Origin of the sequence: Neolewinella lacunae (genome assembly GCF_014349155.1) — a bacterium.
GTDB classification, from domain to species: domain Bacteria; phylum Bacteroidota; class Bacteroidia; order Chitinophagales; family Saprospiraceae; genus Neolewinella; species Neolewinella lacunae.
Genome location: NZ_JACSIT010000139.1, coordinates 1 through 25,150, shown reverse-complemented (window position 1 = coordinate 25,150; position 25,150 = coordinate 1). Strand labels below are relative to the sequence as shown.

The window sequence follows — 25,150 nt, the reverse complement described above, 5'->3', positions numbered from 1 at the left end:
AACAACATGGACGAAAAATTAAGCGCAATAGCCGCCCGCCACACCTTCACCGACCCGGTGGCTTTCGTTACCGCCTACTACCCTGGGGATCCACCTTCTGGCATTGATCGGCCACTGACCAAAATACAAGCTTATCAATTACTGCAATTGGTAGCCGAAATTGCCGCATCCGAAGACGAAGATGTCGCCAAAGCGTACTCCGCTGAACTGCAACAGGCCCAGGCAACCACCCGGAACCTTTCTGACCTCGACTGGCCACAGTTGATCGAACAGTACGGCGATGCTCTGGAATTTCTTGGCGATACGGGCAAAACTTTCCTTCTCTGGTATCTCTACAAGAAGAAGAACGAAGGAAAGATCAGCAAGTCTAAAACTCCCGGGTGGTGCGCCTTATACAAGACGATCACCGGCGACGAGTGCGATGATTAATCGATGACCACCACCTCACTTTTTCTTCCCACCGACCTCCCGCCGCTATCCACCTATCAGGTAAACGGCTACTCATTTCACCTGCGCAATCTCCCCGGCGCGGACCATTTCCTCATGGGCAGTGAGAATGAAGAAGCAGAAAGTTTCGATGATGAAAAACCACAGCACAGCAGAAACATCGCCCCCTTCGCCCTCGCTGAACACCCCGTCACCCAGGCCCTGTGGACTGCGGTACATACCCAAGCCAGCGCCCGAGGGCTGGAATTTGACGAGGAATTGCTGCGCCCCAACTCCGCTTATTTCCCTGGTCCCAACCGCCCGGTAGAAAATGTAAGCTGGATTGATGCCCACGAATTTTGCCGCGTACTGAACGAGCTGTTGGATAAACCGAAAGGCTATTTCCGACTGCCCAGCGAAGCCGAATGGGAATACGCCGCCCGGGCGGGTAAAAGGGAAACGCTTTACGCCGGCAGTAATCAGCTGAACGAGGTCGGGTGGTACGATGGAAACAACGACAAAGAAACGATGCCCGTTGGACTACTGACTCCGAATGCCTTCGGCTTGTTCGACCTGAGCGGCAACGTCTGGGAGTGGTGCGAAGATGATTGGCACGAGAATTATAATAATCATCCCCTCGGTAGCGAAGCTTGGGTGGACGACCCTGCTGAGCGCGCCGAGGGCCGCGTCCAGCGCGGCGGCTCCTGGAGCGACTACGCCGGGTACTGCCGCTGCGCCTTCCGCTACCTCAGGAGGCCGGGCTTCCGGTGCTTCAACCTCGGCTTCCGCCTCGCCGCCCCAGTTGCAGAGTCAGGGTGAGCCCAGCCAGCCAGCGAGGCCCGGCGGAAGCCCTGGCAGCCTGCGGCGGAGCAAGCAGGGGGCAAGGGTTGGAGTGGGGGCGAGTGAAAATTAGCAAGCAATGCAGATAAGAATTTTTTCCGTACCCGCCTGGGGCAACGAGGCCGAAGAGGAAAGCCTCAATAAGTTTCTCCGCGGACACAGAATTCTCCAAGTAGAGAAGCAATTCATCGCTGATGGGGTCAATAGCCACTGGTGCTTTTGCGTCGAATATCTGGAAGGAAGTGAGCCGATAAAACGAGCTGGTAATAAGGCCGCCCGGATTGACTACCGGGAGGTCTTGCCCCCGGAGGCATTTGCCAGGTTTGCCCGCTACCGGGAAATCAGAAAGACTTTGGCGGAAAGAGATGGTGTGCCGCCTTACGCGGTCTTTACGGATAAAGAGTTGGCAGAAATGGCGGAAGTAGGTCTGCTTACGCCAGCCGAAATCCGCTCCATTGAAGGTGTCGGCGAGAAAAAGCTGGCCAAATACGGAGAGCACTTCATCACAAAAGCAGAGGATGAAACGGAGCGGTAAGCTTATTCCCCTGATTGCTGAACCGGAAAACTTGCGCAGCGCTTTCGTAAAGGCCAGAAGGGGGAAAACTGCCAGTGCAGATGTGTTGGCCTTTACGCAAAACCTGGACAGCGAGCTACTCCAACTCCGGCAAGGTTTTCTGGGCGGTGAACTGCAACACGGGGGATACCGGAAATTCATCATTCACGAACCCAAGCGCCGCGAAATCTGCGCAGGCAGGTTTCGTGATAATGTCCTGCACCACGCCATATTGAACCATTGCCACACAACTTTTGAGCGGCATCAGGTTTTCGACTCCTACGCCTGCCGGAGGGGGAAGGGGACCCACGCCGCCGTACTCCGCTCCCAAAAATTCTGCAAGCAACACGCCTGGTACCTGAAACTGGACGTGCGAAATTTTTTCGCATCCATCCATCACGCTACCATTCAGGGGCAACTTCAGCGATTGTTCAAGGATGAGTCATTACTGGCTATTTTCGATCAAATACTCGCCACGTACTCCGTCACTGCTGGTCGAGGGTTGCCGCTAGGAAATTTGACCAGCCAGTACTTCGCCAACCATTACCTCACGCCCGTGGATCGGTTCATAAAGCAAGGTTTGCGCTGCCCGGCTTACGTTCGATATATGGACGACATGGTGCTATGGCACAACGATAAAGCCTACTTGCTGGATGCGTTAGCGCAGGTCCGTCAGCTTATCGACATTGATTTGCACTGCGCCCTCAAGCCCGCCGTGTTAAACCGTAGCTCAAAGGGCCTACCTTTCCTGGGCTACCGCATTTTCCCGTACAGTATCAGGTTGACGCACGCCAGCCGCGCAAGATTTGCCCGCAAACTCAGGAGGGTAACCAATGACCTTAACGACGAAATCCTAACCGAAAAACAGGCCCAGCGCCAGGCCCAAAGCCTGCTCGCCTTCGTGGAACGCGCCAACACACTCGCCCTCCGCAAAAATCTCCAGAAAATAACCAATCTTTACCCTGGGGTACCTCCATAAGCGCGCCGAGAACCGCGTCCAGCGCGGCGGCTCCTGGAACAACAACGCCAGGAACTGCCGCTGCGCCTACCGCAACAACAGGAGGCCGGACAACCGGAACAACAACCTCGGCTTCCGCCTCGCCGCCCCAGCTCACCCCCGGCCGGATGGCCGGATCTGAACCGGAGGCACTCCCGCTCCTGATCCATCAGGACAAAGATGCCTTATCTTAGGCCGGGGCGGTGGGCTCAGTAGCTACGGCGAAAGGCCCACCGCCCCTTTACCGCAAATCCCCTCATGCGCACCACCCAACTCTTCGCCCCCACCGCGCTCCCGCAGCAGACCTACACGATCGGTAACAAGACCGCCTTCCGCATGATCACCCTGCCCGGAATGGAAAACTTTACTATGGGCAACGACGAAGGGGAAGAGGAAAACAATAGTTGGGAACGACCTAAACACAACCGAGTAATCAAGCCCTTCGCCCTCGCCGAATTCCCCGTTACGCAGGCGCTGTGGACTATGGTGTATACCCAAGCCAGCGCCCAAAAGCTGAAATTTGACGAGGAATTGCTTCGCCCCAACCCCGCCCATTTCCCCGGCCCGAACCGCCCGATTGAAAACGTGAGCTGGGACGATGTCCACGAATTTTGTCGAGTACTCAACGAACTGCTGGATAAGCCGGACGGCCATTTTCGCCTCCCCTCCGAGGCGGAATGGGAATACGCCGTCCGCGCGGGGAAACGGGAAACGCTTTACGCGGGTAGTAACCAGCTGGACGAAGTAGGGTGGTACGACAGCAACAACGAGAAAGAAACCATGCCCAATGGACTACTCGCGCCAAACGCTTTCGGGTTATACGACCTGAGCGGCAACGTTTGGGAGTGGTGTGAAGACGACTGGCACAGCAATTACAACAATCATCCCCGTAATAGCGAACCTTGGGTGGATGATCCCGATCCTGCTAAGCGCGCCGAGGTCCGCGTCCTGCGCGGCGGCTCCTGGTTCGTCTACGCCGGGTTCTGCCGCTGCGCCTACCGCAACGCCTGGAGGCCGGACGGCCGGGACTTCGACCTCGGCTTCCGCCTCGCCGCCCCAGTTCCAGAGTCAGGGTGAGCCCAGCCAGCCAGTGCCGACTGGCCCGGCGCCCCCGCCCGGCTGGCCGCCGCGGAGCGAGCGGCAAGACGCGCGGGGGCGTAAGGGGCGGGAGGCTTGCTATTTACGGCCGCCACCAGGAAAAGCCCCTTATCCCCAGGGCGCGGCCGCAGGTGCTCCCCCCCGACCCCCCGAAGGGGGGAGATGGTTGGCCCCCCGACCCCCAATGGGGGAGCAGCAAGGTTTTTTTGGTCGGCCCAGTTCTCCGCGCGGAGGGAAGTCCAGTGGCTGGGCCGACCCCAACTTTCTCCCCGTCCCCCGCCCCGGCACCTGCGGCCGCGCCCCGGAAAAACAAGCCCTTGTGGAAAACTTTTTGTTGGAAAAAGGCGTCTCCGGCGTACCTTGTGCAAGCCTTAAAAGTCTCCCCACCATGCCCGAATTTTGCCACCTGCATTGCCATACCCAGTACTCCCTCCTCGACGGTGCCGCCGAGATTGGGACGATGATGGATAAGGCCGTGGCCGACGGGCAAAAGGGCGTGGCGCTGACCGACCACGGCAACATGTTTGGCGCCTTCAAGTTTGTCAACGAGGCCACCAAGCGCGGCATCAAACCCATGCTGGGCTGCGAGTTTTACCTGGTGGAAGACCGCCACAAGAAGGTCTTCAGCCGCGCGGCCGGCGAAAAAGACAACCGCTACCACCAGCTGATGCTGGCCAAGAACAAGCAGGGCTACATCAACCTCAGCAAACTCTGCAGCATCGGCTACATCGAAGGCCTCTACGGCAAATACCCCCGCATCGATAAAGAGCTCATCCTGAAATACCACGAGGGGCTGGTGGTGACGAGCTGCTGCATTGGTGCGGAAATCCCCCAGCTGCTGCTGCAACGCAAAGACGAGGCCGCCGAAGAGGCCCTGCGCTGGTGGCTCGACGTGTTTGGCGAAGACTACTACATCGAAATCCAGCGCCACCGCGGCATGGAAGACATCGACGGACTGGGCATCAGCCAGGAGGACGTCAACCAGAAACTGCTCCTGCTGGCTAAGAAGTACAACGTCAAAGTGATCTGCACCAACGACAGTCACTACGTCGAAGAAGACGACTTTTTGCCCCACGACATCCTCCTCTGCGTCAACACGGGCAGTTTGATGGACGACCCGACGCGCTTCAAATTCCCCAGTTCCGATTTCTACTTCAAGCAGCAGATCGAGATGGCCAACCTCTTCCGCGACGTGCCGGAGAGCGTGGCCAATACCCTGGAGGTGTACGACAAAATTGAGACCCTGCAGTTGGCCAGCGACGTACTGCTGCCCAACTTCCCGATGCCGCCGAACTTCAGCAGCCAGGATGAGTACCTGCGCCACCTCACCTACGAGGGCGCGCGCAAACGCTACGGCGAGATCACCGAAAAGACCCGCGAGCGGCTGGATTTTGAGCTCGACGTCATCAAGGCTTCGGGCTACCCCGGGTACTTCCTCATCGTGCAAGACTTCACGACTGCCGCGCGGCAGATGGGCGTGAGTGTGGGTCCGGGCCGGGGCTCGGCGGCGGGCTCGGCGGTGGCCTACTGCGTGGGGATTACCAACGTGGATCCCATCAAGTACGACCTGCTCTTCGAACGTTTCCTCAACCCCGAGCGGGTGAGCATGCCCGATATTGACATCGACTTCGACGACGTGGGACGGCAGAAAGTCATCGACTACGTCATCGACAAATACGGGCAGGAACAGGTGGCCCAGATCGTCACCTACGGCACGATGGCGGCGAAGTCGTCGCTGCGGGACGTTGGCCGGGTGATGGACGTCCCCCTGAGTGAAGTTGACCGCGTAGCGAAGTCTTTCCCCCAGCAACTCGGGGCCTCGCTGGGCCAGGTTCTGGCCAAGAACGACATCGACCCCAAGCTGAAGGGCAAGATGAACAGTGAGGACATTGACCGGGCCTACGCCTTCCGCGAGCTGGCGCAGGGGCAAAACCAGATCGGGGAGATGATCCGCATGGCCCAGAAGCTGGAGGGTTCGGTGCGCAACACCGGTATTCACGCCTGTGGGGTCGTCATCACGCCGAGCAACATCACGGAGCACGTTCCCGTGACGGCGGATAAGGACACGGGCATGTACGTTTCTCAGTACGACAACTCGGTGGCCGAAAGCGCGGGATTGCTGAAGATGGACTTCCTGGGCCTCAAGACCCTGACCATCATCAAGGACGCCCTGGCGATGATCAAGGAAAACCACGGCGTGGACATCGACGTGGACGCCATCCCCCTGGACGACGAAAAAACCTACGAGCTCTTCCAGCGCGGCGAGACCAACGGGATTTTCCAGTACGAATCCGGCGGGATGCAGAAGCACATGAAAAACCTCAAGCCGACGACTTTCGACGACTTGATTGCCATGAACGCGCTGTACCGCCCCGGCCCGCTGGAGTACATTCCGGAGTTTATTGAGCGGAAGCATGGGAGGAACGAAATCGTGTATGACCTGCCCGCGATGGAGGAATACCTGCACGAAACCTACGGCATTTGTGTAACGGGTGATACCCTGGTACACGATGCGGTGAGCGGTAAGCGGGTACGGATTGACGAGTTGGAGCACCGCGTGGGAGACTTCCTGTGTCAGGGCGTGGATGCCGAAAACCAGCAAGCCACTGGTTGGCTCACCCACTGGGTGTGCAACGGGGTGAAACCGGTTTTTGAGGTGGTTTTACGGTCGGGCAAGCGCGTTAAAATGACGGAGAACCACCGGGTGCTTACCGAAGATGGCTGGCGGGAGTTGCGTGATTTGGGGGTTGGGAGTTTTATTGGTACGCCGCGGGGGGTGTTGGGGAGGAATGTTTACTCCTCGGTTGAATCTTCCGCTTCCATTTACCCCTCCCCCGGCCCGTGCGCTACGCGGCTGGCTTCGCCGGTCCCACAGGGGAGGGGGGATGGCGAGCCTGGTCTTGAATGTTTGCAGAGGGAAGATGTTGGGAAGATGGAGCGTGTGAATCCTACTTTGGGCAGGGATCTCTCAGACTTATTTTACCCCTCCCCCGGCCCGTGCGCTACGCGGCTGGCTTCGCCGGTCCCACAGGAGAGGGGGGATGGCGAGCCTGGTCTTGAATGTTTGCAGAGGGAAGATGTTGGGAAGATGGAGCGTGTGAATCCTACTTTGGGCAGGGATCTCTCAGTCTCATTTTACCCCTCCCCCGGCCCGTGCGCTACGCGGCTGGCTTCGCCGGTCCCACAGGGGAGGGGGGATGGCGAGCCTGGTCTTGAATGTTTGCAAAGGGGTGGTGCTGGTTTTGGCCGTGATTTCTCCGCTTCCATTTACCCCACCCCCGGCCCCTCCCCACAGGGGAGGGGGGACTCCCAGGATTTGACCTATACATTGCAAAGGAAGGATGTTACAGGGCTGGAGCGTCTGCATGCTGCGTTAGGACTCCGGAATAATGCGCCTTATGCTGATGGTGTGGTTACGCATGATTATTGGGAGGTTCCCACGGCAGTTACTAGAGCCGTGTATGCTTATGCGAAGGGAATGCGTAAGGCGCCAACCCTTGCGGAGCGCATTATGTGGCTAGTGGTTCGCAATGGAAAGATTGCGGGCTACACTTTCCAGCGCCAAAAACCAATGGGAGATTGTATCCCGGATTTCATTTGTCTTCAGAAGCGAATTGTGGTTGAAGTTGATGGTGCTTACCATCAAAGGCCCGAGATGATGCTTAGCGATGCCGAGCGGGACGCAAAATTTGCAGCAGTTGGCTACCGTACCATTCGCTTTACAAATGAAGAGATACGAAACGATTTACCCTCAGTTATCCAGCGGCTGACCGAAGCGGTATGTAGTGCTGAAGACCGGCCACTGCCCTATCCTGTAGAGGTCTTCAGCTTCAGCAAAAACCTTTCCTCAAAACATAGTTCGTCGGCTCCTGGGTCCCCCCTCCCCTGTGGGGAGGGGCCGGGGGAGGGGTCTAACTACAACGATGGACCTAGGGAGTCATCCTCCCAAGTAATCTGGGACGAAATCATCTCCATCACCCCCGCCGGCAATGAAAAGGTCTACGACATCACCGTTGAAGGCATCCATAATTATGTAGGGAATAACATCTTACTGCACAACTGCGTCTACCAGGAGCAAGTAATGTTGTTGTCGCAGAAGTTGGCCAATTTCACCAAGGGCGAAGCGGATACCCTCCGCAAAGCCATGGGTAAAAAGCAAAAGGCCGTCCTCGATAAGATGTACCCCAGCTTCATCGCTGGTGGCACGGCGAACGGCCACCCCGAAGACAAACTCGGCAAAATCTGGAAAGACTGGGAAGCCTTCGCCTCCTACGCCTTTAATAAGTCGCACTCGACCTGCTACGCCCTGGTGGCCTACCAAACCGCCTACCTCAAGGCCCACTACCCGGCTGAGTACATGGCTTCGGTACTGACCCACAACAAATCGGACCAGACGAAGCTGACCTTCTTCCTGCGCGAGTGCAAGCGGATGGACGTTCCCGTGCTCGGGCCCGACATCAACGAATCGCAGGCCGACTTCTCGGTCAACAAAAAAGGGGCCATCCGCATCGGGATGACGGCCCTGAAAGGAGTAGGGGAGGGGCCAGTAGAGGCCATCCTTGACGCCCGCAAGTCGGGTCCGTTTACCAGCCTGTTCAACCTCCTGCAGCGCATCGAACCCGGTGCCATCAATAAGCGGGTGCTGGAGGCACTGGTGGACGCCGGGGCCTTCGACTGCTTCCAGAACGTCCACCGCGCCCAGTACTTTGCCCCCAGTGAGAAGTTTGACAGCTACCTGGAGCACGTTACCAAGTACGCCAACGCCTACCACGCCCAGCTGGCCTCGGCGGCCAGCTCCCTCTTCGGGGCCTTTCAGGCGGAGATCCTGCCCGACGAGCCCACGCCGCCAGAAGCCAAGGAATGGCTCCTGCCCGAAAAGCTCGCCCGGGAGAAAGAAATTACCGGCGTCTACGTCTCCGGCCACCCCCTGGACGGCTACAAACTGGAAATCGACAACTACGTCACTTGCAGCCTCGGGGAAGTCAACCCCATCAAGTACGGCCGCAGTACCGTCCGCCTGGCCGGAATGATCGTCGGGGCCCGCCACATGGTCAGCAAAAACGGCAACGGCTGGGGGATTTTTGAGTTGGGCGACTACGACGCCACGCTGGAATTCAAGCTCTTCGGCGAAGATTACCAGAAATACCGCCACATCCTCCACCAGGGAACGGCCCTGTTCCTGACGGCTACCTACCGCAAAAAGTGGAACAGCGAAGAGCTGGAACTGAACATCTCCGACGTCAAACTCCTCGAAGGTGTGGGCCGGGAAATGACCGAAGCCATCGTTTTGAAGCTGCCCCTCGAAGACCTCAACGAACGCATGGTGGTGGCCCTCGACGACCTGTGCCAGCGCTTCCCCGGGCAACAGAAGCTCCGCATGGTCTTCTACGACCGCGAAGAGGACGTACAGCTGAAAATGTTCTCCCTCAAGCGGACGGTGGAGGCGGATACCGACTTCGTCCGGGAAGTAGAACGCCTGGGGATTACCTACCGGCTGGAGAGTGCGGTGCGGGGGTAGTGATTTGCCTGGGTTGTGCCTTGAGGGTGTCTTGGGAGGCTTGGGGCCATAAAAAAGAACCTTCGAACATGTTCGAAAGTACCCCTGCTCCCCCCACCTGCGCCCAAAACGACCCAGCCCTTGCATTTCCAACGTCAATTTCCCGCTTTTTTGGCCTCGCAACCGTGGCCTGTTGAATAATTGCCCGCGAATAATTAGCTTTAAGGCGACGGTAAACTATCAACAATTCCCCTATGCGGTCGCTTCACCTCTTCTCTCTGGAGACCTTCCCGCTCGGCTGGGCCCTTACCCTGCCGCTGGTGCTGGGTCTTTACGGGCACTGGGCAGCCCCGCCCCCGCAGTTGGGGCCAGAGCTGTGTGCCAATGCCCTCGACGACGACGGCGATGGCCTGATTGACCTCAACGACCCCGACTGCACATGCACGGCGGCACCCCCTCCTTCCCTGATCCCCAATCCTTCGTTTGAAGAGCTGGATTGCTGCCCCAACAACCGCAGCGAACTGGGCTGCGCCAAGGGTTGGGACCAAGCCTCGGAGGCGACCACCGACCTCGTTCACACCTGCGGCTGGATGGGCTTCCCCGGCTACCCGCCGCCCCAGCCTTTCCCCGACGGCGAGGCGGTGGTGGGATTCTGGGATGGCCGCGCCGCGACGCCTCCGCAGGAGGAGGCCGTACCGCAGTGGAAAGAATACGCCGGAGCCTGCCTGCTCGGTCCGCTCCTGGCCGGGACCCGCTACCGCATTGAATTCGACGTAGGCTTCATCAATCCCGATTTTTCGCCGCCCATCAACGTGACCATGTTCGGCGCACAAAGCTGCGAGAATCTTCCCTTCGGGGTGGGAAATCCCGACTTTGGCTGCCCCACCAACGGCACCGGCTGGGTGCCGCTGGGAAATATCTACGTCAACGGGTTCGGTGGCGACCGCTGGGTACACACCGCCATTGATGTAATGCCCCAGCAAGACATCGTCGCCATCGCCATCGGACCCGACTGCCCGACGCGGGCGGGCCCTTTCAGCCTCTACTATTTTCTGGACAACCTCGTCTTGGCCGACTTTGCCGCGTTTCCACCCGTCATCGCCCCGGCGGGTGAACCCTGCGCCGATGATTTTACCCTGGCCATCCCGCCCCGTGGCAATGCCTCTTACCAGTGGTACCGCAACGGCATCGCCCTGCTGGGGGAAACCGGTGCGGCCCTGACGGGAAGGCGGAGCACCGGGCGCTACGAAGTGGTGGTGGACAATGGGCAGTTTTGCCTGCGTTCCGCCGCCTACAGTTTCGTGCGGCCCGAGTTGGGATCGGTGGCGCGCGTCACGATTTGCGAGGACGAATTTTTCGCCTTCGGCCGCCAGCAATTGGAGGAGGGCGGTGCCTACATCGATACCCTCCGCTCGGTCGAAGGCTGCGACAGCGTGGTCAACTTGGTGCTGACGGTAGAACGCAACCAGCAATCCAGCGTCCGCGCCAAAATCTTCCCTGGCGAGGCCTTCCAGGTTGGCCGCTACGCCGTGCAGTACCCCGGGCGCTACGACCTCACCACCGTCTCGGCGGCGGGCTGCGATAGCCTCGTGAACCTGGATTTGTCCTACTACCAGGTGTACGCCCCGACGGCCTTTTCGCCGAATGCCGACGGCGTCAACGACGTCTTCACCATCTCCGGCGGGCCCGATTTGCAGGAAGTGGTGGAGATCAGCGTCTACGACCGCTGGGGCGCGAGGCTGTTCCAGGGCGCGGCCTGGGACGGACAAATCAACGGGCAGCCCGCGCCCGCTGGCGTCTACGTCTACTCCGCCCGCATCCTGATGGACGACGCCATCGAGCGGCAATTAAGCGGCTCGTTGGCCCTCTTGCGCTGAGCGCCCCGTACCTTCACCGCATGGAGGACAAAAGCCTGGAGATACTCGCCGAGGGGCCGCGCTGGGTGGTGATCAACAAACCAGCGGGCATTGCCACGGAGCGCAACTTTACCAACGATACGGTAGAGGCGCGGGCGCAGGTGCAGTGGAAAAGACCGGGGAGCAGTGGAAGTCCGTTCGTCGGCATCGTCCATCGCCTCGACCGACCGGTAAGCGGCACCCTTTTGTTGGCCCGCAATAAGTCGACTTTGGTCTTCCTCAACGAGGCTTTTGCCCGCCGCGAAGTGACGAAAACCTACTGGGCGCTGACCGATAAGCCGCTCCCCGCCGCTGCCGGCACCCTGCGCCACTACCTGCTGCGCGACCAGGCCGCCCGCCGCGCCGTGGCCAGCACCCGTCCGTTGCCCGGCGCTCAGGAAGCCACCCTGAGTTATCAACTGCTCGCCCACACCGGGGGGCACTTCCACTGGGAAATCCAGCTGGAAACGGGCCGCTACCACCAAATCCGGGCCCAACTGGCGGCGGCGGGCGCACCGATCCTGGGCGACGCAGCCTACGGCTCCCGGCGCATCATCGCCCCCCAGGCCATCGCCCTGCACGCCCGGCGGCTGAGCTTCCCGACGCCGGAAGGGGAGCTGTTGACCGTAGAAGCGCCACCCCCGGTTTGGTTTGCTGGGGCAGTATGAGCGCGCCCAGTTTTCCAAAGCGGTGTATCTTGTGGAGCAACTCTTTAACTATGCCCTACCGATTTTTGCCCTTCGTAGCCTTGTTGTTCGTCGCTTGCTCCTCTACGCGGAACCCGGCACCTGCGGCCGCGCCCGATGCAGCACTGCTCGACCTCAAAAGCGCCATGACGGGCTCCTACAATTCCAGCGCCCAAGCCGGGGCCGACCCCGCCTACTACGACATCCGTCTGCACATGCAAGAGATCTGGCCCGAGCGTCCGGAGCACTACCTCTACGTCGAGCAGGCCGTGGCCGATGCGCAGGATAAGCCCTACCGGCAGCGCGTGTACCGCCTGGAGCGCAAGGGTAAGCAATTCATCAGCCACGTCTACGAATTGCCCGATCCGGAGCGCTTCATTGGGGCCCACCGCCGCCCCGCGCTGCTCAACGCGATTGGCCCCGCCGACCTGATCGAGCGCAAAGGCTGCGCGGTCTACCTCAAGATCGATAAGGGCGGGGTGTACCGGGGCAGCACCCGGAAAAAAGACTGCCCGAGCAGCCTGCGCGGGGCCGCCTACGCTACCAGCCGGGTGTCGGTAACGTCGTCCTTTATTCAGTCGTGGGACCAGGGTTTTGACGCCCAAGACCAGCAGGTGTGGGGCGCGACCGGAGGGGGGTACATGTTTTTTAAGGAGTAGGGGCTTGCACAGTGCCGGAAAAGCCGTACTTTTGCGGCCCGAAATCTTTCGCTTTACCTGATCCAGGCGATCACCAAAGGCATTTTAATTATGGCAGTATACCTCCCCAAAGAGAAGATCGCTGAGATCTTCGCCGAGCACGCCGGTTCGGCCACCAACACCGGTTCTACCGAAGGCCAAATCGCGCTCTTCACCTACCGCATCCAGGAACTGAGCAATCACCTGCAGCGCCACCGCAAAGACCACGGCAGCCGCAAGGCCCTGCTGTCTTTGGTAGGCCAGCGCCGCCGCCACCTGGCTTACCTGCAACGCAAAGACCTCGAAGGTTACCGTGCGCTGATCGCCAAACTCGGCATCCGTAAGTAATCTACTCCCGCTTAGCAGCCCTCACCGGGTGGGCTGGGCGGTCGGAAAATGCACGAATCGCCCCACTGGCTTTGGCTGGTGGGGCGCTTTTTTTGGGGGTGGGGTAGGAATATCGAGCCAGGAAGGCTAACTTGCTGTTAAATTAGGGACCCGGGGCCTGCCGTTTTGCATCCTTGTGCACGTTTGCGGCGTTCTACCTGGTGTACTATAGTTTTCATTCATTGCAACCTTATGGATAGTCGACTTTCTTCCAAGAAATCTCCCTTGAGCTTTTTACAGGCCTTTCTGGAGGTTTTTAACATCTTTGGTTTCAACGAGAAGCGTCCCGAATTCCTGCGCCGCACGGATGCCGAGGCACTTGCGCAAGACTGGCGCGCCGTGGGCGGAGACCTGCGCCGGGCGATGCGCGACACGAAATAGTCAGTAAATAATGGCCGGTAAAAGCCAAAAGCCCGTTCCACCAGCCACCCCACCCCCCGCCCCTGCGCCCGGAGACCACGAGCCCTTAAGTTTGCCCCCTGACGAAGACGCCCTGGAGCTGCCGGATGAGGTAGAGGAGGCCCTGGAGACCATGCCGGTGGAGGAACGGGCTGTAGTGGAAAGATACCTCGATAATTTCCGCATCCAGCTGCGCAGCGGTCCGCTACCGGATCCGGCGACCCTGAAGGAATACCAGGAAGTCTCACCGGATTTGGTGCCGTGGATACTGAAGCAGGCCGAAAACCAATCGGACCACCGCATGGCGATGGAGCGCAAGGAATTGAACGGCCACAACTTCCGGGGTTGGTTTTACGTGGTAGTTGCTGCTTTAGTCGTCCTGGCGCTGGCAGGAGCCGGGACTTACCTCGCCATCCTGGGCAAAGAGACCGTTGCGGTGACCATTTTCGCCACCACTTTGGTCGGGCTGGCCGGGGCTTTTCTGGCTAATCGGAGTTTACGGAAAAGGGAATAAGAGTGGCGTTTGGTCGTCCGTTGCTGGGGCTCTGTTCCTCAGCCAATAGCCCACCCCCAAAAACACCAAAAAGCCCCCAGCACAGGAGCGTGCGTGGGGGCTTTTTCTAGTGATCCCTCTGGGGCTCGAACCCAGGACCCTCTCATTAAAAGTGAGATGCTCTAACCAACTGAGCTAAGGAATCAAACAGCTTTTTCACAAAAGCGACGCAAAGGTAAGTCTAGTGTTAACACATTTGCAAGCACGGCGGGGAATAAAGTTTGGTGGGGCGGGGCGGAAGGTATTGTTGTGGCTTTAGCCCGACCCTAACCTTGGGGGCGGGGTCGGGCCAAAGTCGGGACGGTACCTGGAGGTAACTCTGGGTGGAGAAGGAAAGTTGCGGGGTGGATTTTTGAGAGGTGGCGCGGAAGGTATTGTCGTGGCTTTAGCCCGACCATAGCTGGGCGGGCTGAAGCCTGAAGAGGAGATCGGGGGAAACCCCGAAAGGAGGTCGGGCTGAAGCCTCGACAGTACCTGGAACCTTCGGTCTTGGGGGTCGGGCTAAAGCCGCGACAGTACCTTGGGCGAGGTCGGGCTGAAGCCTCGATAGTACCTTATTCTTCTTCGTCGAAGGGAAGCAGCAACTGCACGCCGCCGGCACCTTCGCGCTCGAGGTTGGAGATGCTGAGGCCGAGGAGGCGGACGGTGGGTACTTCGTCGATGTTCTCGTCCAGGAGGGCGTAGGCGGTGGCGCGCAGGTCGGGCAGGGTACGGATTTCGCCGGCGAAACTGCGGGAGCGGGTGTGGACCACAAAGTCGGGCGTCTTCATCTTCAGGGTGACGGTGCGGCCGAAGTTGTTCTGTTTTTTGAGGTAGCGGAAGATTTTCTCCGCCAGCCAATCGAGCTTCTCGCGCATCTCCTGCCGGCTGCTGACATCTTCGAAGTAGGTCCGCTCCGCCCCGATGCTTTTGCGGATGCGGTGGGGGTTGACGGGGCGGTTATCGAGGGCATGAACGATGCGGTAGAGGTGGTGGCCCATTTTGCCGAAGCGCTGGGCCATTTCCAGTTCGGAGAGGACCAGGAGGTCTTTGCCCGTCTTGAAGCCCATCTTTTCGAGGCGGGTGGCGGTTTTTTGGCCGACGCCGTGGAAATCTTTGACGGGCAGCGCGGCGAGGAAGGCCGGGGCTTCGGCGCGGGTGATGACCTTCATGCCGTTGGGCTTGTTGATGTCGCTGGCCACCTTAGCGAGGAATTTATTGAAGCTTACGCCGGCGGAAGCCGTCAATTGGGTACGCTCGAAGATCTCCCGGCGGATGGCCTGGGCGATGAGGGTGGCCGAGGCGGGGCCGCGCTTGGGCTCCGTCACGTCGAGGTAGGCTTCGTCAAGGCTGAGGGGTTCCACCAGGTCGGTGTAGGAAATGAAGATGTCGCGGATCTGGTCGGAGACTTCCCGGTAGCGATCGAAGTTGCCGCGCACGAAGATAAGCTGGGGGCAAAGCCGTTGGGCGGTGACGCTGGGCATGGCGGAGCGGACGCCAAAGACCCGGGCTTCGTAGCTGGCTGCGGCCACGACGCCCCGCATTTTGCTGCCGCCTACGGCAATGGGCTTGCCGCGCAGTTCCGGGTTATCCCGCTGCTCTACGCTGGCGAAAAAGGCATCCATATCGATATGGATGATTTTGCGCTCGCTAGCGGGGGGCAGCCGGTTGGCTTTTCGTTTCCATTTCATTCATCAGCTCCTCGGTGTCGGCGGTGAGGTCATCTAGCTTACGTTTGGCGGCGGAAGAGAGTTCGCTGCCGTCGGAGCCCAGGGCTTTTTCGAGTTCCAGACGTCGCTCGTTCAACTCCTGGATGCGGGCCAGGGCGTCGGAGTCCTGCAACTCCTTGGCCTTGCCGCGCAGGCTGGTGTAGAGGCCATCGAGTTTTTCCAGGGCATCGTCGTACTTGCCCTCGCGCATCTTCTGGCGCTCACTGACCAGGAGGTTCCAGGCGTCTTTGCCGAGTTCGCCGGCTTTGCCGACGATCTCCCGGCTCTGGGCCTTTTCCTCAGCGTCTCCGAAAAAGTAGTTGTAGCCCAGCAGGCCGACGACCAACAGCAGGCCGATTTTCAAAAGTGTTCTGATCATAAGGTGTTGATTTTCAGTTATTATCAGTTCAGTTTTTAATCCCTCTCCCTCGGCCCCTCTGCACAGGAGAGGGATGACCTTTCGATCTACATTTCGATAAAGAGCCAAATTTTATTTCGGTATAATTGCTTTTTATAATTAGTAGAGGAGGGTTTTTCTGTGTAGTAGCAAGGTGGTACACCCAAAATAACTCAACTAAATGCACTCAGTACTACGCAGCCAGTTGCTGATGAATTATGAAATGTATTGTTCTGACGCGGGCCAACAGCGCCACTGGCCCTCCAGTGCTGGCCCGGTTGACTCAGGCTTGGCGCTCCACAAGCGAAGCCGAAGATAAGGATTGGCGACGAACTTCGCTCCTCCGTCCTGACTCCCCCCTTCGGGGGGGCGGGGGGGAGCACCTGCGTCCGCGCCCAAAATCGCTACCACATCACCCAGTGCCCCCGGAATTTTCCCCGGCTGTATTCCAGGGCTGGCGCGGGTAATTTGACGAAATCGAGGATGCCGAGGAGCAGACGCACGCCGCGCTTGCGGGTGGGGATGCGGCTGAAATAGACGTCGGGGCTGAGGAACCACTGCCGGTAGCGGCTTTCGGGGTAGAAAAAGCCCTGGCCGCCCTCACTCCAGACGTTGCCGTAGGCGCCGTAGACGTTTTCGCTGCCGTAGCCAACGGCCAGGTTGAGCCAGGTCGGGGCCTTGCTCTGCGGGAAGAAGGCACGCGGGTTGGCGCTCAGCCAGATGGTTTGGGCATTGTAATCTTTGAGGTAGCGCTCGAAGAAATTGTCCCCGAAACGCTCGCGGCTGATGTTGCCCAGGTTAGACATCGCACCGCTGGCGTTGGTGATGGGCACATCGGGGTGGGCCCGCAGGTCGTTGGATACCTTTATAAGGATGCGCTGTTCGCGCCAGGCCAGGTCCTGGGCCGTAAAAATGAGGCTGCCGGTGACGTTGGCCCCGATGTCGGACCAACTGAACCCCCATTCGGAGGAAAAGCCGTCGAGCACCTCAATGGTGCCCTGCAAAAGATTGGCTACGCCGAAGGCCATCAGGCGGGCGCCCGGCCGCTCAACGCCCGCCCAGCGTACGCCAGCGAAGGCATAGCGGCTGAACATGTAGGCCGTGAATACGTGGCCGGCCTTGTCCATCTGGTTCCACTCGCCCCAGTCGTCGAAAGAATGCAGGCCGACGCGGTCGTAACCCGCGTACCAGGTCTGGTATAGCCCCACGCTGGCCGCTCCGTACAGCGCCGCACCGGTGCCGGCCGAAAGGTAAAAGCGGTTTTTGTTAAAGGAATCCGCCGGCCGCAGCCATCCGTCGGGAGCCACCCCCTGCAGAGGATCGCGCTGCGTATAGTCCGGGAGGCTATCCAACTGCCCTTCCAGCGGAGCGGGAAAAAGAGCCAGGGCACCCAAACAGAGCAGAAAAAGGCAGCTAAGGCACCTTTTTTTGCCCGCCAGCGAAAAAAAATGAAAAAATTTTGGGCCAATGGGCGGGGAAGAAGCTTGCTTGATTGTCCACTTTTTGCACACTGTTTTCATCTTAATAAATTGATTTTGAGTAGTTTATGTTTTTTGCTGTTCGACTTTTTGGTCCAGAAAACTACTCATATGTACATGACAGGTGTGGTTTCTTACCGCACTTTTGTATTGTCAGAAAGAGGAAACGAATGATGACAGCAACACTTCAAGGCTCACCAAGAGCAAAAGTGGTTTTTCAGAATGATGTTTTTCAGGCACAGACAAGCCGTAATCTCAACACACCAACAACGACCATTATTTTAGGCACAAGCGAATCGTAATCTCACAACACTCCATCTTTAGGCACAAGCGAATTGTAATCTCACACGACCCCGTTTAAGTTTTTCGACAAGCGTAATCTCACAAGACCTGTTTTCCTTTGACCAACCGTAATCTCAAACGACCAGCTTTCTTTTGACCAATTGTAATCTCAAGTGATCTGCTTTCTTTTGACAACGCCGTAATCTCAGACGATCAGTTTCTTGCTTTAGGCCAATCGTAATCTCAAGCGAATTCGTGTTTTCAGGCCCAAGTGGCCATTTTCCCATGAACGACGACATTGGAGGGTACAACCTCCGGAAATTTGGTATGTAGATAGCCTCTCAAAGCTCTTTTTTCGAACCGGTTGCCCTTTCGGCGGCCGGTTTCTTTTTTTTGCTCCGGGCGCAAGGTAAGACGCGTTTTTTAATCGCTACCAGCAAAATGCCCCTTCGGTCATCCGAAGGCCCTTCCCGGGAATCTCCGGCCCAATCCATTTCCTTGTTTTACCTTTGCCACCGATAAATAGGGGTGCTGGCCCGTGTGGGCCGGCTGAGATCATACCCTTAGATTTTCATAATCAGGAACCTGCCCGGGTAATGCCGGGAAGGGAAAAATTTTTCTCGCATGCTGCGATTCTTTTTTGGCGCCGTCCTGGCGCTGGCCACGGGCTACGCGCTCCGGGCCCAATCTCCCGATACCCTCGTTTTGGGGGTGCTCAACGCCGACATCACCGTTACGGCCACCGCTGCCACCCCGCTCACGCCCGTCACTTTCGTGGAGCTGGACCGGTCCGCGCTCCAAAAACGCAACCTCGGCCAAGATGCGCCCTACCTGCTTAAGTGGACGCCTTCGGTGGTCGTCAACTCCGACGCGGGCACCGGCATCGGCTACACGGGCATCTGGATCCGCGGCTCTGACCCCACCCGCACCAACGTCACCATCAACGGCATTCCTTACAACGACAGCGAAAGCCAGGGCGTTTTTTGGGTCAATTTGCCCGACTTTTCCAGCTCCGCCAGCGGCGTACAGATCCAGCGCGGCGTCGGGACGAGCACCAACGGCGCGGGAGCCTTCGGGGCCACCATCGACTTCAGCACCAACCGCATCGAGGAAGCAGCTGGCTTCAGCATCGACGGTACCGTGGGCAGCTTCGGCACCCGCCGGGGCAGCGTCAACTACCGCTCCGGGCTCCTGCCTAGCGGCCTGAAAATCGACGCCCGCTACAGCAAAACCCACTCCGATGGGTACGTCGACCGGGCCACCGCCGACCTCAGCGGCTACTACGCCAGCGTCACTTACGTAGCCGGGGGCGCGGCCGCAGGTGCCGGGAAAGGACAAGGAGCAGTGTGGAACTTCAATGCCTTTGGCGGCAACGAGGTCACTTACCAGGCCTGGAACGGCGTCACGCAGGCGGAAATCGACGAATTTGGCCGCACCTACAATTCCGTTGGCACCGAAAAAACGGGCGAACCCTACGACAACGAAGTTGATAACTACCGCCAAAACCACTACCAGCTCCACTACAACAATGCCTTCGGGACCCGCTGGAAACTGGGCATCAGCGGCCACTACACCCGCGGACTGGGCTACTTCGAGCAGTACAAAGCCGAGCAGGACCTGGCCGACTACGGCATCACAGTCGGGGATACGGAAGGGGAGACCTCCGACCTCATCCGCCGCCGCTGGCTCGACAACCATTTCTACGGCACGGTCTACAGTCTCCGTTACCGCCCCGGTGCTGCCTTTGACCTCACCCTGGGCGGCTCAGCCAACGAATACCTGGGCCACCACTACGGCGAAGTCATCTGGGCCCGCAACGCCGGCAACTCCGAAATCCGCCACCGCTACTACGACAACGACGCCACCAAACGCGATTTCAGCAACTACCTGCGCGGCAATTACCGCTTCGGTGGGGGCTTCAACGCCTACCTGGATGTGCAACTGCGCCACGTCAATTACCAGTTCCTGGGCTTCGCCAACGACCTGAGCCGGATCGACGAAACGGCCCGGCACACTTTTTTCAATCCCAAGGCCGGGCTGCTGTACGACTTTGGCCGGGGCCAGGCCTACGCCAGCTTCGGCGTCGCCCAGCGCGAACCCAACCGCAACGACTTCACGGAGAATCCCGGTCCTACCCGGCCCCGCCCCGAGCAGCTTTACAACACCGAAGTGGGCCTGCGGACGAGCGCTGGCCGCTTCAACTACGGCGTCAACCTCTACCACATGTTGTACCGCGATCAGCTCGTCCTGACCGGCCAGCTTAATGACGTCGGGGAATACATCCGCGCCAACGTGCCGGAAAGCTACCGCCTGGGGCTCGAAGTGCAGGGGGGCTACCAGGTCACCTCCGCTTTCAGCGTAGGAGGTAACCTGGCCCTGAGCCGCAACCGCGTTGGGAGTTTCACCGAATTCCTGGACGACTTCGACGAAGACTTCAACTTCCTCGGCCAGGCCGAAGTGGTGCGCGAAGGGACACCGCTGGCTTTCAGTCCCGACGTGGTAGGAGCCCTGGACCTCAACTACCAGCTGGCCAATACCGACCGCCACCTGCTGGAAGCGGGCTTGCAGACCAAATACGTCGGACAGCGCTTCGTCGATAACACGGGCGACCCGGCCGCCGCGTTGCCCGCCTATTACTACACCGACCTGCGCCTGGCTTACACCCTCCGGCCCCGGGGGGAAGGCCCGTTGGGAGCCCTGCGCCTCACCCTGTTGGTGCGCAACCTCACCGACCAGGAATATTTCTCCAACGGCTGGAGTTATCGCTACCGCTTCGCCGGGGAGCAGACGATCCTGCAGGGACTTTACCCCCAGGCGGGGCGGAATGTGTTGCTGGGGCTGGGCTTGGATTTTTAACCCCGGATTTTATCCGGGGCAATTCAGGTTCGACCCCTTCCGGGGTTGGGGGGGCTGCGGTGCTTTCGTGCTGGGTAGTGAACTGAAAGTACCGTTTGGAGCGTTTTATCGGCGGGGCCGGGGGAGATCCTGGCCCCGTATCCCGTTCATAACCCAGCACCGCCGTGAAAAACTTCCTTTTATCCTTTTTAATCGTCCTGGCCGCATTTGCCGCTGGCCGTTATCTTTTTCCCGTTGCCCCCGTGGTGGTGGGCCCCACAACGGTGGCAACTACGGAAGTTCCGGTCGTCAGTAGGGGAGAAAGTCCGATTGCGAGCAGTGTCACGGCGGAGGAGGCACTGACCTATACCCCGTCGGAGTTGCACACGATTCAGCTTTTCGAAACGGCTTCCCCTTCGGTGTGCTACATCACTACGAAAACCCGGCAGCGGAGCTTCTGGAGTTTTGACGTGACGGAGGTTCCTTCCGGTTCCGGGTCGGGTTTTGTCTGGGATAAGCAGGGGCACATCATTACGAACTACCACGTCATTCAGGGGGCTACTCAGGCCATCGTTACCCTGGCCAATGGGGAGAACTACCCCGCTACGCTCGTGGGTTTTGCCAAGGAGAAGGACCTGGCCGTTCTCAAAATTGACGCGCCGCAGCGGGAGTTGGCGCCCATTCCCGTTGGTTCTTCGGAAGGCATCCGGGTGGGGCAATCGGTCTACGCCATCGGTAATCCCTTCGGCCTCGACCAGACCTTGACTACGGGCGTCGTCTCGGCCCTCGATCGCGAAATCAACAGCCAGGCCAACGTGCCGATCCAGGGCGTTATCCAGTCCGACGCGGCCATTAACCCGGGCAATTCGGGTGGTCCCTTGCTCGATAGCAAAGGGCTTTTGATCGGGGTGAATACGGCGATTTACAGTCCGAGCGGTGCTTCGGCGGGGATTGGCTTCAGCATTCCGGTAGACGTAGTGCGCTACGTGGTGCCCGACCTGATCCGCTACGGAGAAATCCGCCGGGCGACGCTGGACGTGGAGTTTCGTCCGCTCCGCAATGAGCAGGGCCTGGCGTTCTACCGGGTGGCTCCCGAGGGCGCAGCGGCCCGGGCCGGTGTCCGTGGCCTTACCCAAGACAGCCGGGGCTACTACGCCCTGGGAGACATCCTGCTCGGCATCAACGGCAAACCCATCAAGAGCAATACCGACTACTTCCAGGCGATGGAGCAACTTGCACCTGGCGAAACGGTGACGCTGAACATCCTGCGCGACGACCGCAAACTGGATGTGTCTGCTACTTTGGGAAGTACGGTGGATTAGGCGGGGCTCCGTATTTCGGTGAATTTCCTACCTTGGGGCGGTGTATGGTTTAAGTCTGATTTTGCCCTCTCCCCCGGCCCCTCTCCACAGGAGAGGGGTGACCCAAGCACCGTTCTTTTGACGTTAAATTGATGGTTGTTTGCGGGTCAATGCTGGAGATTGTAGTGCCTGAAATGATGTGTACGGAGAGTAGCCAGGGCGAGCAGTAGCTAACGTCGAGTTTAAGCACCTCCACAACATTTCGGTGAATTTCCTACCTTGGGGCGGTGTACGGTTTAAGTCTCCCGTACCCAAGTTCACTCACTATGCGTACCTTCTTACTTTGCTCCTTGTCCCTCCTCCTTTGCACCTGCGCTCCGGCGCCCAAAGAAGCGGAGGATACCGAAACCGAAACTGCTGCTGCCGAATTCACTGGCGAATGGGAAGTCCTGTTCGACGGCACGAGCGTCGAAAAATGGCGTGGTTATAACCAGGCCGAATTCCCCACCCACGGCTGGCGCGTTGAAAACGGCGAACTGATGGTGGAACACTCCGGGATGGAAGAAGCGGGCAGCGGTGGCGACATCATTACCCGCGAAAAGTTTGGCGACTTCGAGCTGGAGCTGGAATTTGCCCTGACGGATACCTCCAACAGCGGCATTTTATACCTGGTCCAGGAGGTCCCCGAAACCCCCATCTGGCACAGCGCGCCGGAATACCAGTTGCTCGACGACGAGACCTACAAAGTCACCTACCCCGAGCTGACGAGCAGCCAACTGACCGGCGCGAACTACGATATGCACGCCCAGACGGTCAACCACAGCAAGCCGATTGGTGAGTGGAACCAGGCCCGGATCCTGAAAAAAGGCAAGCACGTGGAGCACTGGCTGAACGGCAATCTCGTCATCAGCTACGAACTGCACGACGAGGACTGGAAGGCCCGCTACGCCAAGAGCAAATTTGCCGAATACCCCACCTACGCCAGCGCTGAGGAAGGCCACCTGGGGCTGCAGGACCACGGCCACCTGTGCCGCTTCCGCAACGTGCGGGTGCGGCGGAATTAGGGGGTGACCTGGATGGCAGCTTTTGTGTGTGGGGCGGATTCCGGATGCTGCGCATACTCTGGCGGGAGTACCCCGGATTCCGGATGCTGCGCATACTCTGGCGGGAGTACCCCGGATTCCGGATGCTGCGCATACTCTGGCGGGAGTACCCCGGATTCCGGAGGCTGCGCATCCTCCATCCGGGGTTATTAAGGTTCGGGGCCGTCTAAAAAGTCAGCCCCAAAGCTGTGGGGTGCGCCACGGTGGCTGTGCTGGTTGCGTTCTGACACATTTAAGAAAAAATATGTGTTCCTTTTTTGGGCCTCCCCACATGCTGGGTGGGCCTTCAGGGAGTTAAAAATGCCGTCTAGACGGATTTTTGGGCCGTTTTAGGTCATTTGGGCCCTTTGTACGACCGGAGTAAGCAGACTACGCCCTTGCTCAATCGATAATTTATGTAATCGACGAAGATTTGTGGCTATCGAAAGGAGGCCCATCTCAATGTTAACCCCCGTAAGTCCCTTTAGTGTAAACCGACGTCTTCCCAGATTGGCCTTCAAGTTGCCAAAGAAGCCCTCGACTTCTGCGTTACGGCGCAGGCACTTTGCTCTACCCTCTTTCGTGCTCAGACGAGCTCGGGCTTGCTGGCGATAGCTTTGACCTTTGTGGCTAATGGTTACCACTCGGTTGCCGTCTTGTTTATGACACATCCCGCGCAAGGGGCAGCCTATGCAATTGACGGCTTTGTACTTACTTGTTTCACGGATATACCCACTTGCTGTTTTCTCCTCTCCCTCTCCACAATACGTCATATGCTGACCCATGGGGCATATCAGCACATTTTGCTCTTCGTTATAGTATAACTGGCTTGGCGCAAATGGCGCTTTAAGTACTCCTTGCTCTTCCTTGTAATAGCCCGGGTATTTGAGGTAGGCTTCTATCTCCTTGCCCTCACAATAGCGATAGGCCTCTTCGTTGCCATACCCCGCATCGGCTGTAATGGCCTTGGGCAAGTTCAATCCGATTTGGCTTAAGATCGATTCGGTGTCTTCAAGATGAGGAATGAGGCAGGCCGCATCAGAAGGCGTCTGGTGCATTGTCCAGTTTACAACAAAGTGGTTTTCCGTTCCCACTTGAGCATTGTAGCCGGGTTTTAGCTCCCCGTTGCCCAAGTGGTCGTCTTTGGGCCTCATGAACGTAGCACCATGATCCGTTTTAGAGTAAGACGACCGATCTCCCAGTAATTCTTGCTGGCGCTCATATTCCTGGAGTTTGGGCAAGGACTTGCTCTCCAGGTTTTTCAGTTTTGTCTTTGCCTTTTTGACCTCTTTGGCTTCCTCCTTGGTGCTGGGGGACTGACTTTCTAAGGCTTTGTTGAGTCGATCAATCGTTTCTTGGACTGCTGCACTGTCGCTGAGTTTGTCCCCTTGATCATCCCCATCGGCAGCTTGCTCATCCTCTTTATCCGCTTTTTCACATAAAGCGTCAATCTGAGAAACGATCATCCCTATCTGGTCTAGCACCGACTTCTTGTAACGCTCAACGTTTGACTTCCAAACGAAGGTGTACCGGCCAGCTACTGACTCCAGTATAGTGCCATCTAAAAAGTAATCATCCAGCTTGACATAGCCTTGTTCATGTAAAGTCAACAAAACGTGGGCAAACACTTCCTTTACCCGGCCACCCATGCGGTGCTTGCGAAAGTTATTGATCGTATTGTGATCGGGAGTGGACATCCCACTTAGCCACATGTAGCACACGTTCTCATAGCAAGCCTTCTCAATCGAACGAGATGAGTACACCCGATCAGAATAGGCATAAACCAACACCTTAAGCAGCATCCGAGGAGAGTACGCGCTACTGCCACCTCCTAAATAGGTGCTTAGGATCGAATCAATGTTCATCCCATCTATAATCTGGCTGATCAGCCGCGCCTTATGATGAGGCGGTACCATGTCGGCAAGATGTGGAGGGAATAGCAAGCCTTGGTTCTGGAGGTCAGGCTTGAAAACTGCTCTTTTTGTGCTCATCGGCTACGGGGATGGGAACAGCCTCAAAATACTACTTTTTCGTATTTTGTACCAGAATGCCCCCCTAGTAGACTTTTTAGACGGCCCC

The 25,150-nt window shown here is 58.3% G+C and carries 20 protein-coding genes, 1 tRNA gene and 1 pseudogene; 17 read left to right on the top strand and 5 right to left on the bottom strand.

The window, feature by feature from the left end; all coding sequences use genetic code 11:
- The first annotated feature begins 6 nt into the window (after nt 1–6).
- The 14 genes and pseudogenes from H9S92_RS15405 to H9S92_RS15345 all read left to right on the top strand — a co-directional run bounded on the left by H9S92_RS15405 (nt 7) and on the right by H9S92_RS15345 (nt 13,969).
- Nucleotides 7–429, top strand: coding sequence for a hypothetical protein (locus H9S92_RS15405; protein WP_187467588.1), 423 nt, complete (start codon nt 7–9; stop codon nt 427–429).
- 3 nt (nt 430–432) lie between these two features.
- Nucleotides 433–1,245 (top strand): formylglycine-generating enzyme family protein, encoded by an 813-nt coding sequence (locus H9S92_RS15400; protein ID WP_187467587.1) that lies wholly within the window; start codon nt 433–435, stop codon nt 1,243–1,245.
- 100 nt (nt 1,246–1,345) lie between these two features.
- The gene (locus H9S92_RS15395; RefSeq protein WP_187467586.1) at nt 1,346–1,801 is read left to right on the top strand and encodes an HRDC domain-containing protein; all 456 of its coding nucleotides are present in this window, start codon (nt 1,346–1,348) and stop codon (nt 1,799–1,801) included.
- The gene (locus H9S92_RS15390; protein WP_187467585.1) at nt 1,785–2,798 is read left to right on the top strand and encodes an RNA-directed DNA polymerase; all 1,014 of its coding nucleotides are present in this window, start codon (nt 1,785–1,787) and stop codon (nt 2,796–2,798) included. Before H9S92_RS15395 ends, H9S92_RS15390 begins: the two co-directional genes overlap by 17 nt.
- Nucleotides 2,773–2,958, top strand: a complete 186-nt coding sequence (locus tag H9S92_RS15385) for an SUMF1/EgtB/PvdO family nonheme iron enzyme (protein ID WP_187467654.1) — start codon at nt 2,773–2,775, stop codon at nt 2,956–2,958. Before H9S92_RS15390 ends, H9S92_RS15385 begins: the two co-directional genes overlap by 26 nt.
- 116 nt (nt 2,959–3,074) lie before the next feature.
- The gene (locus H9S92_RS15380; RefSeq protein WP_187467584.1) at nt 3,075–3,893 is read left to right on the top strand and encodes a formylglycine-generating enzyme family protein; all 819 of its coding nucleotides are present in this window, start codon (nt 3,075–3,077) and stop codon (nt 3,891–3,893) included.
- A 409-nt stretch (nt 3,894–4,302) separates the two neighbouring features.
- Nucleotides 4,303–6,402: pseudogene (locus H9S92_RS22870) on the top strand (DNA polymerase III subunit alpha); the annotation flags it as partial.
- 27 nt (nt 6,403–6,429) lie between these two features.
- Nucleotides 6,430–9,432, top strand: coding sequence for a DUF559 domain-containing protein (locus H9S92_RS22865; RefSeq protein ID WP_406612199.1), 3,003 nt, complete (start codon nt 6,430–6,432; stop codon nt 9,430–9,432).
- A gap of 233 nt (nt 9,433–9,665) precedes the next feature.
- Nucleotides 9,666–11,288: a T9SS type B sorting domain-containing protein gene (locus H9S92_RS15370; protein WP_187467582.1), complete on the top strand. Its 1,623-nt coding sequence runs from the start codon at nt 9,666–9,668 to the stop codon at nt 11,286–11,288.
- Between the two features lie 20 nt (nt 11,289–11,308).
- Nucleotides 11,309–11,974 (top strand): RluA family pseudouridine synthase, encoded by a 666-nt coding sequence (locus tag H9S92_RS15365; protein ID WP_187467581.1) that lies wholly within the window; start codon nt 11,309–11,311, stop codon nt 11,972–11,974.
- A gap of 50 nt (nt 11,975–12,024) precedes the next feature.
- Nucleotides 12,025–12,651 carry a chromophore lyase CpcT/CpeT gene (locus tag H9S92_RS15360; RefSeq protein WP_187467580.1) on the top strand — a complete coding sequence of 209 codons (627 nt, stop codon included), beginning with the start codon at nt 12,025–12,027 and terminating at the stop codon, nt 12,649–12,651.
- Between the two features lie 90 nt (nt 12,652–12,741).
- Nucleotides 12,742–13,017 (top strand): 30S ribosomal protein S15, encoded by a 276-nt coding sequence (rpsO, locus tag H9S92_RS15355; protein ID WP_187467579.1) that lies wholly within the window; start codon nt 12,742–12,744, stop codon nt 13,015–13,017.
- 231 nt (nt 13,018–13,248) lie between these two features.
- Complete coding sequence (locus H9S92_RS15350) at nt 13,249–13,437, top strand: hypothetical protein (protein WP_187467578.1); 189 nt, start codon at nt 13,249–13,251, stop codon at nt 13,435–13,437.
- Between the two features lie 10 nt (nt 13,438–13,447).
- Nucleotides 13,448–13,969: a DUF2335 domain-containing protein gene (locus tag H9S92_RS15345; protein WP_187467577.1), complete on the top strand. Its 522-nt coding sequence runs from the start codon at nt 13,448–13,450 to the stop codon at nt 13,967–13,969.
- A 110-nt stretch (nt 13,970–14,079) separates the two neighbouring features.
- Here H9S92_RS15345 and H9S92_RS15340 read toward each other — a convergent pair.
- The 4 genes from H9S92_RS15340 to H9S92_RS15325 all read right to left on the bottom strand — a co-directional run bounded on the left by H9S92_RS15340 (nt 14,080) and on the right by H9S92_RS15325 (nt 17,487).
- Nucleotides 14,080–14,153: transfer RNA gene (locus tag H9S92_RS15340), tRNA-Lys, on the bottom strand.
- 409 nt (nt 14,154–14,562) lie between these two features.
- Nucleotides 14,563–15,678, bottom strand: coding sequence for a DNA polymerase IV (dinB, locus tag H9S92_RS15335; protein ID WP_187467576.1), 1,116 nt, complete (start codon nt 15,676–15,678; stop codon nt 14,563–14,565).
- Nucleotides 15,638–16,075 carry a hypothetical protein gene (locus H9S92_RS15330; RefSeq protein ID WP_187467575.1) on the bottom strand — a complete coding sequence of 146 codons (438 nt, stop codon included), beginning with the start codon at nt 16,073–16,075 and terminating at the stop codon, nt 15,638–15,640. Before H9S92_RS15330 ends, dinB begins: the two co-directional genes overlap by 41 nt.
- Before the next feature lie 422 nt (nt 16,076–16,497).
- Nucleotides 16,498–17,487, bottom strand: coding sequence for a DUF2279 domain-containing protein (locus tag H9S92_RS15325; protein ID WP_187467574.1), 990 nt, complete (start codon nt 17,485–17,487; stop codon nt 16,498–16,500).
- A gap of 990 nt (nt 17,488–18,477) precedes the next feature.
- Between H9S92_RS15325 and H9S92_RS15320 the strand changes: the two genes are divergently transcribed.
- The 3 genes from H9S92_RS15320 (at nt 18,478) to H9S92_RS15310 (ending at nt 23,053) form a co-directional block, all read left to right on the top strand.
- Nucleotides 18,478–20,709, top strand: a complete 2,232-nt coding sequence (locus H9S92_RS15320) for a TonB-dependent receptor (protein WP_187467573.1) — start codon at nt 18,478–18,480, stop codon at nt 20,707–20,709.
- A gap of 164 nt (nt 20,710–20,873) precedes the next feature.
- Nucleotides 20,874–22,010 (top strand): S1C family serine protease, encoded by a 1,137-nt coding sequence (locus tag H9S92_RS15315; protein WP_187467572.1) that lies wholly within the window; start codon nt 20,874–20,876, stop codon nt 22,008–22,010.
- A 305-nt stretch (nt 22,011–22,315) separates the two neighbouring features.
- The gene (locus H9S92_RS15310; protein WP_187467571.1) at nt 22,316–23,053 is read left to right on the top strand and encodes a 3-keto-disaccharide hydrolase; all 738 of its coding nucleotides are present in this window, start codon (nt 22,316–22,318) and stop codon (nt 23,051–23,053) included.
- A 368-nt stretch (nt 23,054–23,421) separates the two neighbouring features.
- Here H9S92_RS15310 and H9S92_RS15305 read toward each other — a convergent pair whose 3' ends face one another.
- A complete protein-coding gene (locus tag H9S92_RS15305) occupies nt 23,422–25,062 on the bottom strand; it encodes an IS1182 family transposase (RefSeq protein ID WP_187464761.1) in 1,641 nt (546 codons plus the stop codon).
- Between the last annotated feature and the right edge of the window lie 88 nt (nt 25,063–25,150).

Bases quoted from the DNA above. Each gene is read 5' to 3' on its own strand.
- H9S92_RS15405 (WP_187467588.1), top strand. From the start codon at position 7: ATGGACGAAAAATTAAGCGCAATAGCCGCCCGCCACACCTTCACCGAC.
- H9S92_RS15400 (WP_187467587.1), top strand. From the start codon at position 433: ATGACCACCACCTCACTTTTTCTTCCCACCGACCTCCCGCCGCTATCC.
- H9S92_RS15395 (WP_187467586.1), top strand. From the start codon at position 1,346: ATGCAGATAAGAATTTTTTCCGTACCCGCCTGGGGCAACGAGGCCGAA.
- H9S92_RS15390 (WP_187467585.1), top strand. From the start codon at position 1,785: ATGAAACGGAGCGGTAAGCTTATTCCCCTGATTGCTGAACCGGAAAAC.
- H9S92_RS15380 (WP_187467584.1), top strand. From the start codon at position 3,075: ATGCGCACCACCCAACTCTTCGCCCCCACCGCGCTCCCGCAGCAGACC.
- H9S92_RS15370 (WP_187467582.1), top strand. From the start codon at position 9,666: ATGCGGTCGCTTCACCTCTTCTCTCTGGAGACCTTCCCGCTCGGCTGG.
- H9S92_RS15365 (WP_187467581.1), top strand. From the start codon at position 11,309: ATGGAGGACAAAAGCCTGGAGATACTCGCCGAGGGGCCGCGCTGGGTG.
- H9S92_RS15360 (WP_187467580.1), top strand. From the start codon at position 12,025: ATGCCCTACCGATTTTTGCCCTTCGTAGCCTTGTTGTTCGTCGCTTGC.
- rpsO (WP_187467579.1), top strand. From the start codon at position 12,742: ATGGCAGTATACCTCCCCAAAGAGAAGATCGCTGAGATCTTCGCCGAG.
- H9S92_RS15350 (WP_187467578.1), top strand. From the start codon at position 13,249: ATGGATAGTCGACTTTCTTCCAAGAAATCTCCCTTGAGCTTTTTACAG.
- H9S92_RS15345 (WP_187467577.1), top strand. From the start codon at position 13,448: ATGGCCGGTAAAAGCCAAAAGCCCGTTCCACCAGCCACCCCACCCCCC.
- dinB (WP_187467576.1), bottom strand. From the start codon at position 15,678: ATGAAATGGAAACGAAAAGCCAACCGGCTGCCCCCCGCTAGCGAGCGC.
- H9S92_RS15330 (WP_187467575.1), bottom strand. From the start codon at position 16,075: ATGATCAGAACACTTTTGAAAATCGGCCTGCTGTTGGTCGTCGGCCTG.
- H9S92_RS15320 (WP_187467573.1), top strand. From the start codon at position 18,478: ATGCTGCGATTCTTTTTTGGCGCCGTCCTGGCGCTGGCCACGGGCTAC.
- H9S92_RS15310 (WP_187467571.1), top strand. From the start codon at position 22,316: ATGCGTACCTTCTTACTTTGCTCCTTGTCCCTCCTCCTTTGCACCTGC.
- H9S92_RS15305 (WP_187464761.1), bottom strand. From the start codon at position 25,062: ATGAGCACAAAAAGAGCAGTTTTCAAGCCTGACCTCCAGAACCAAGGC.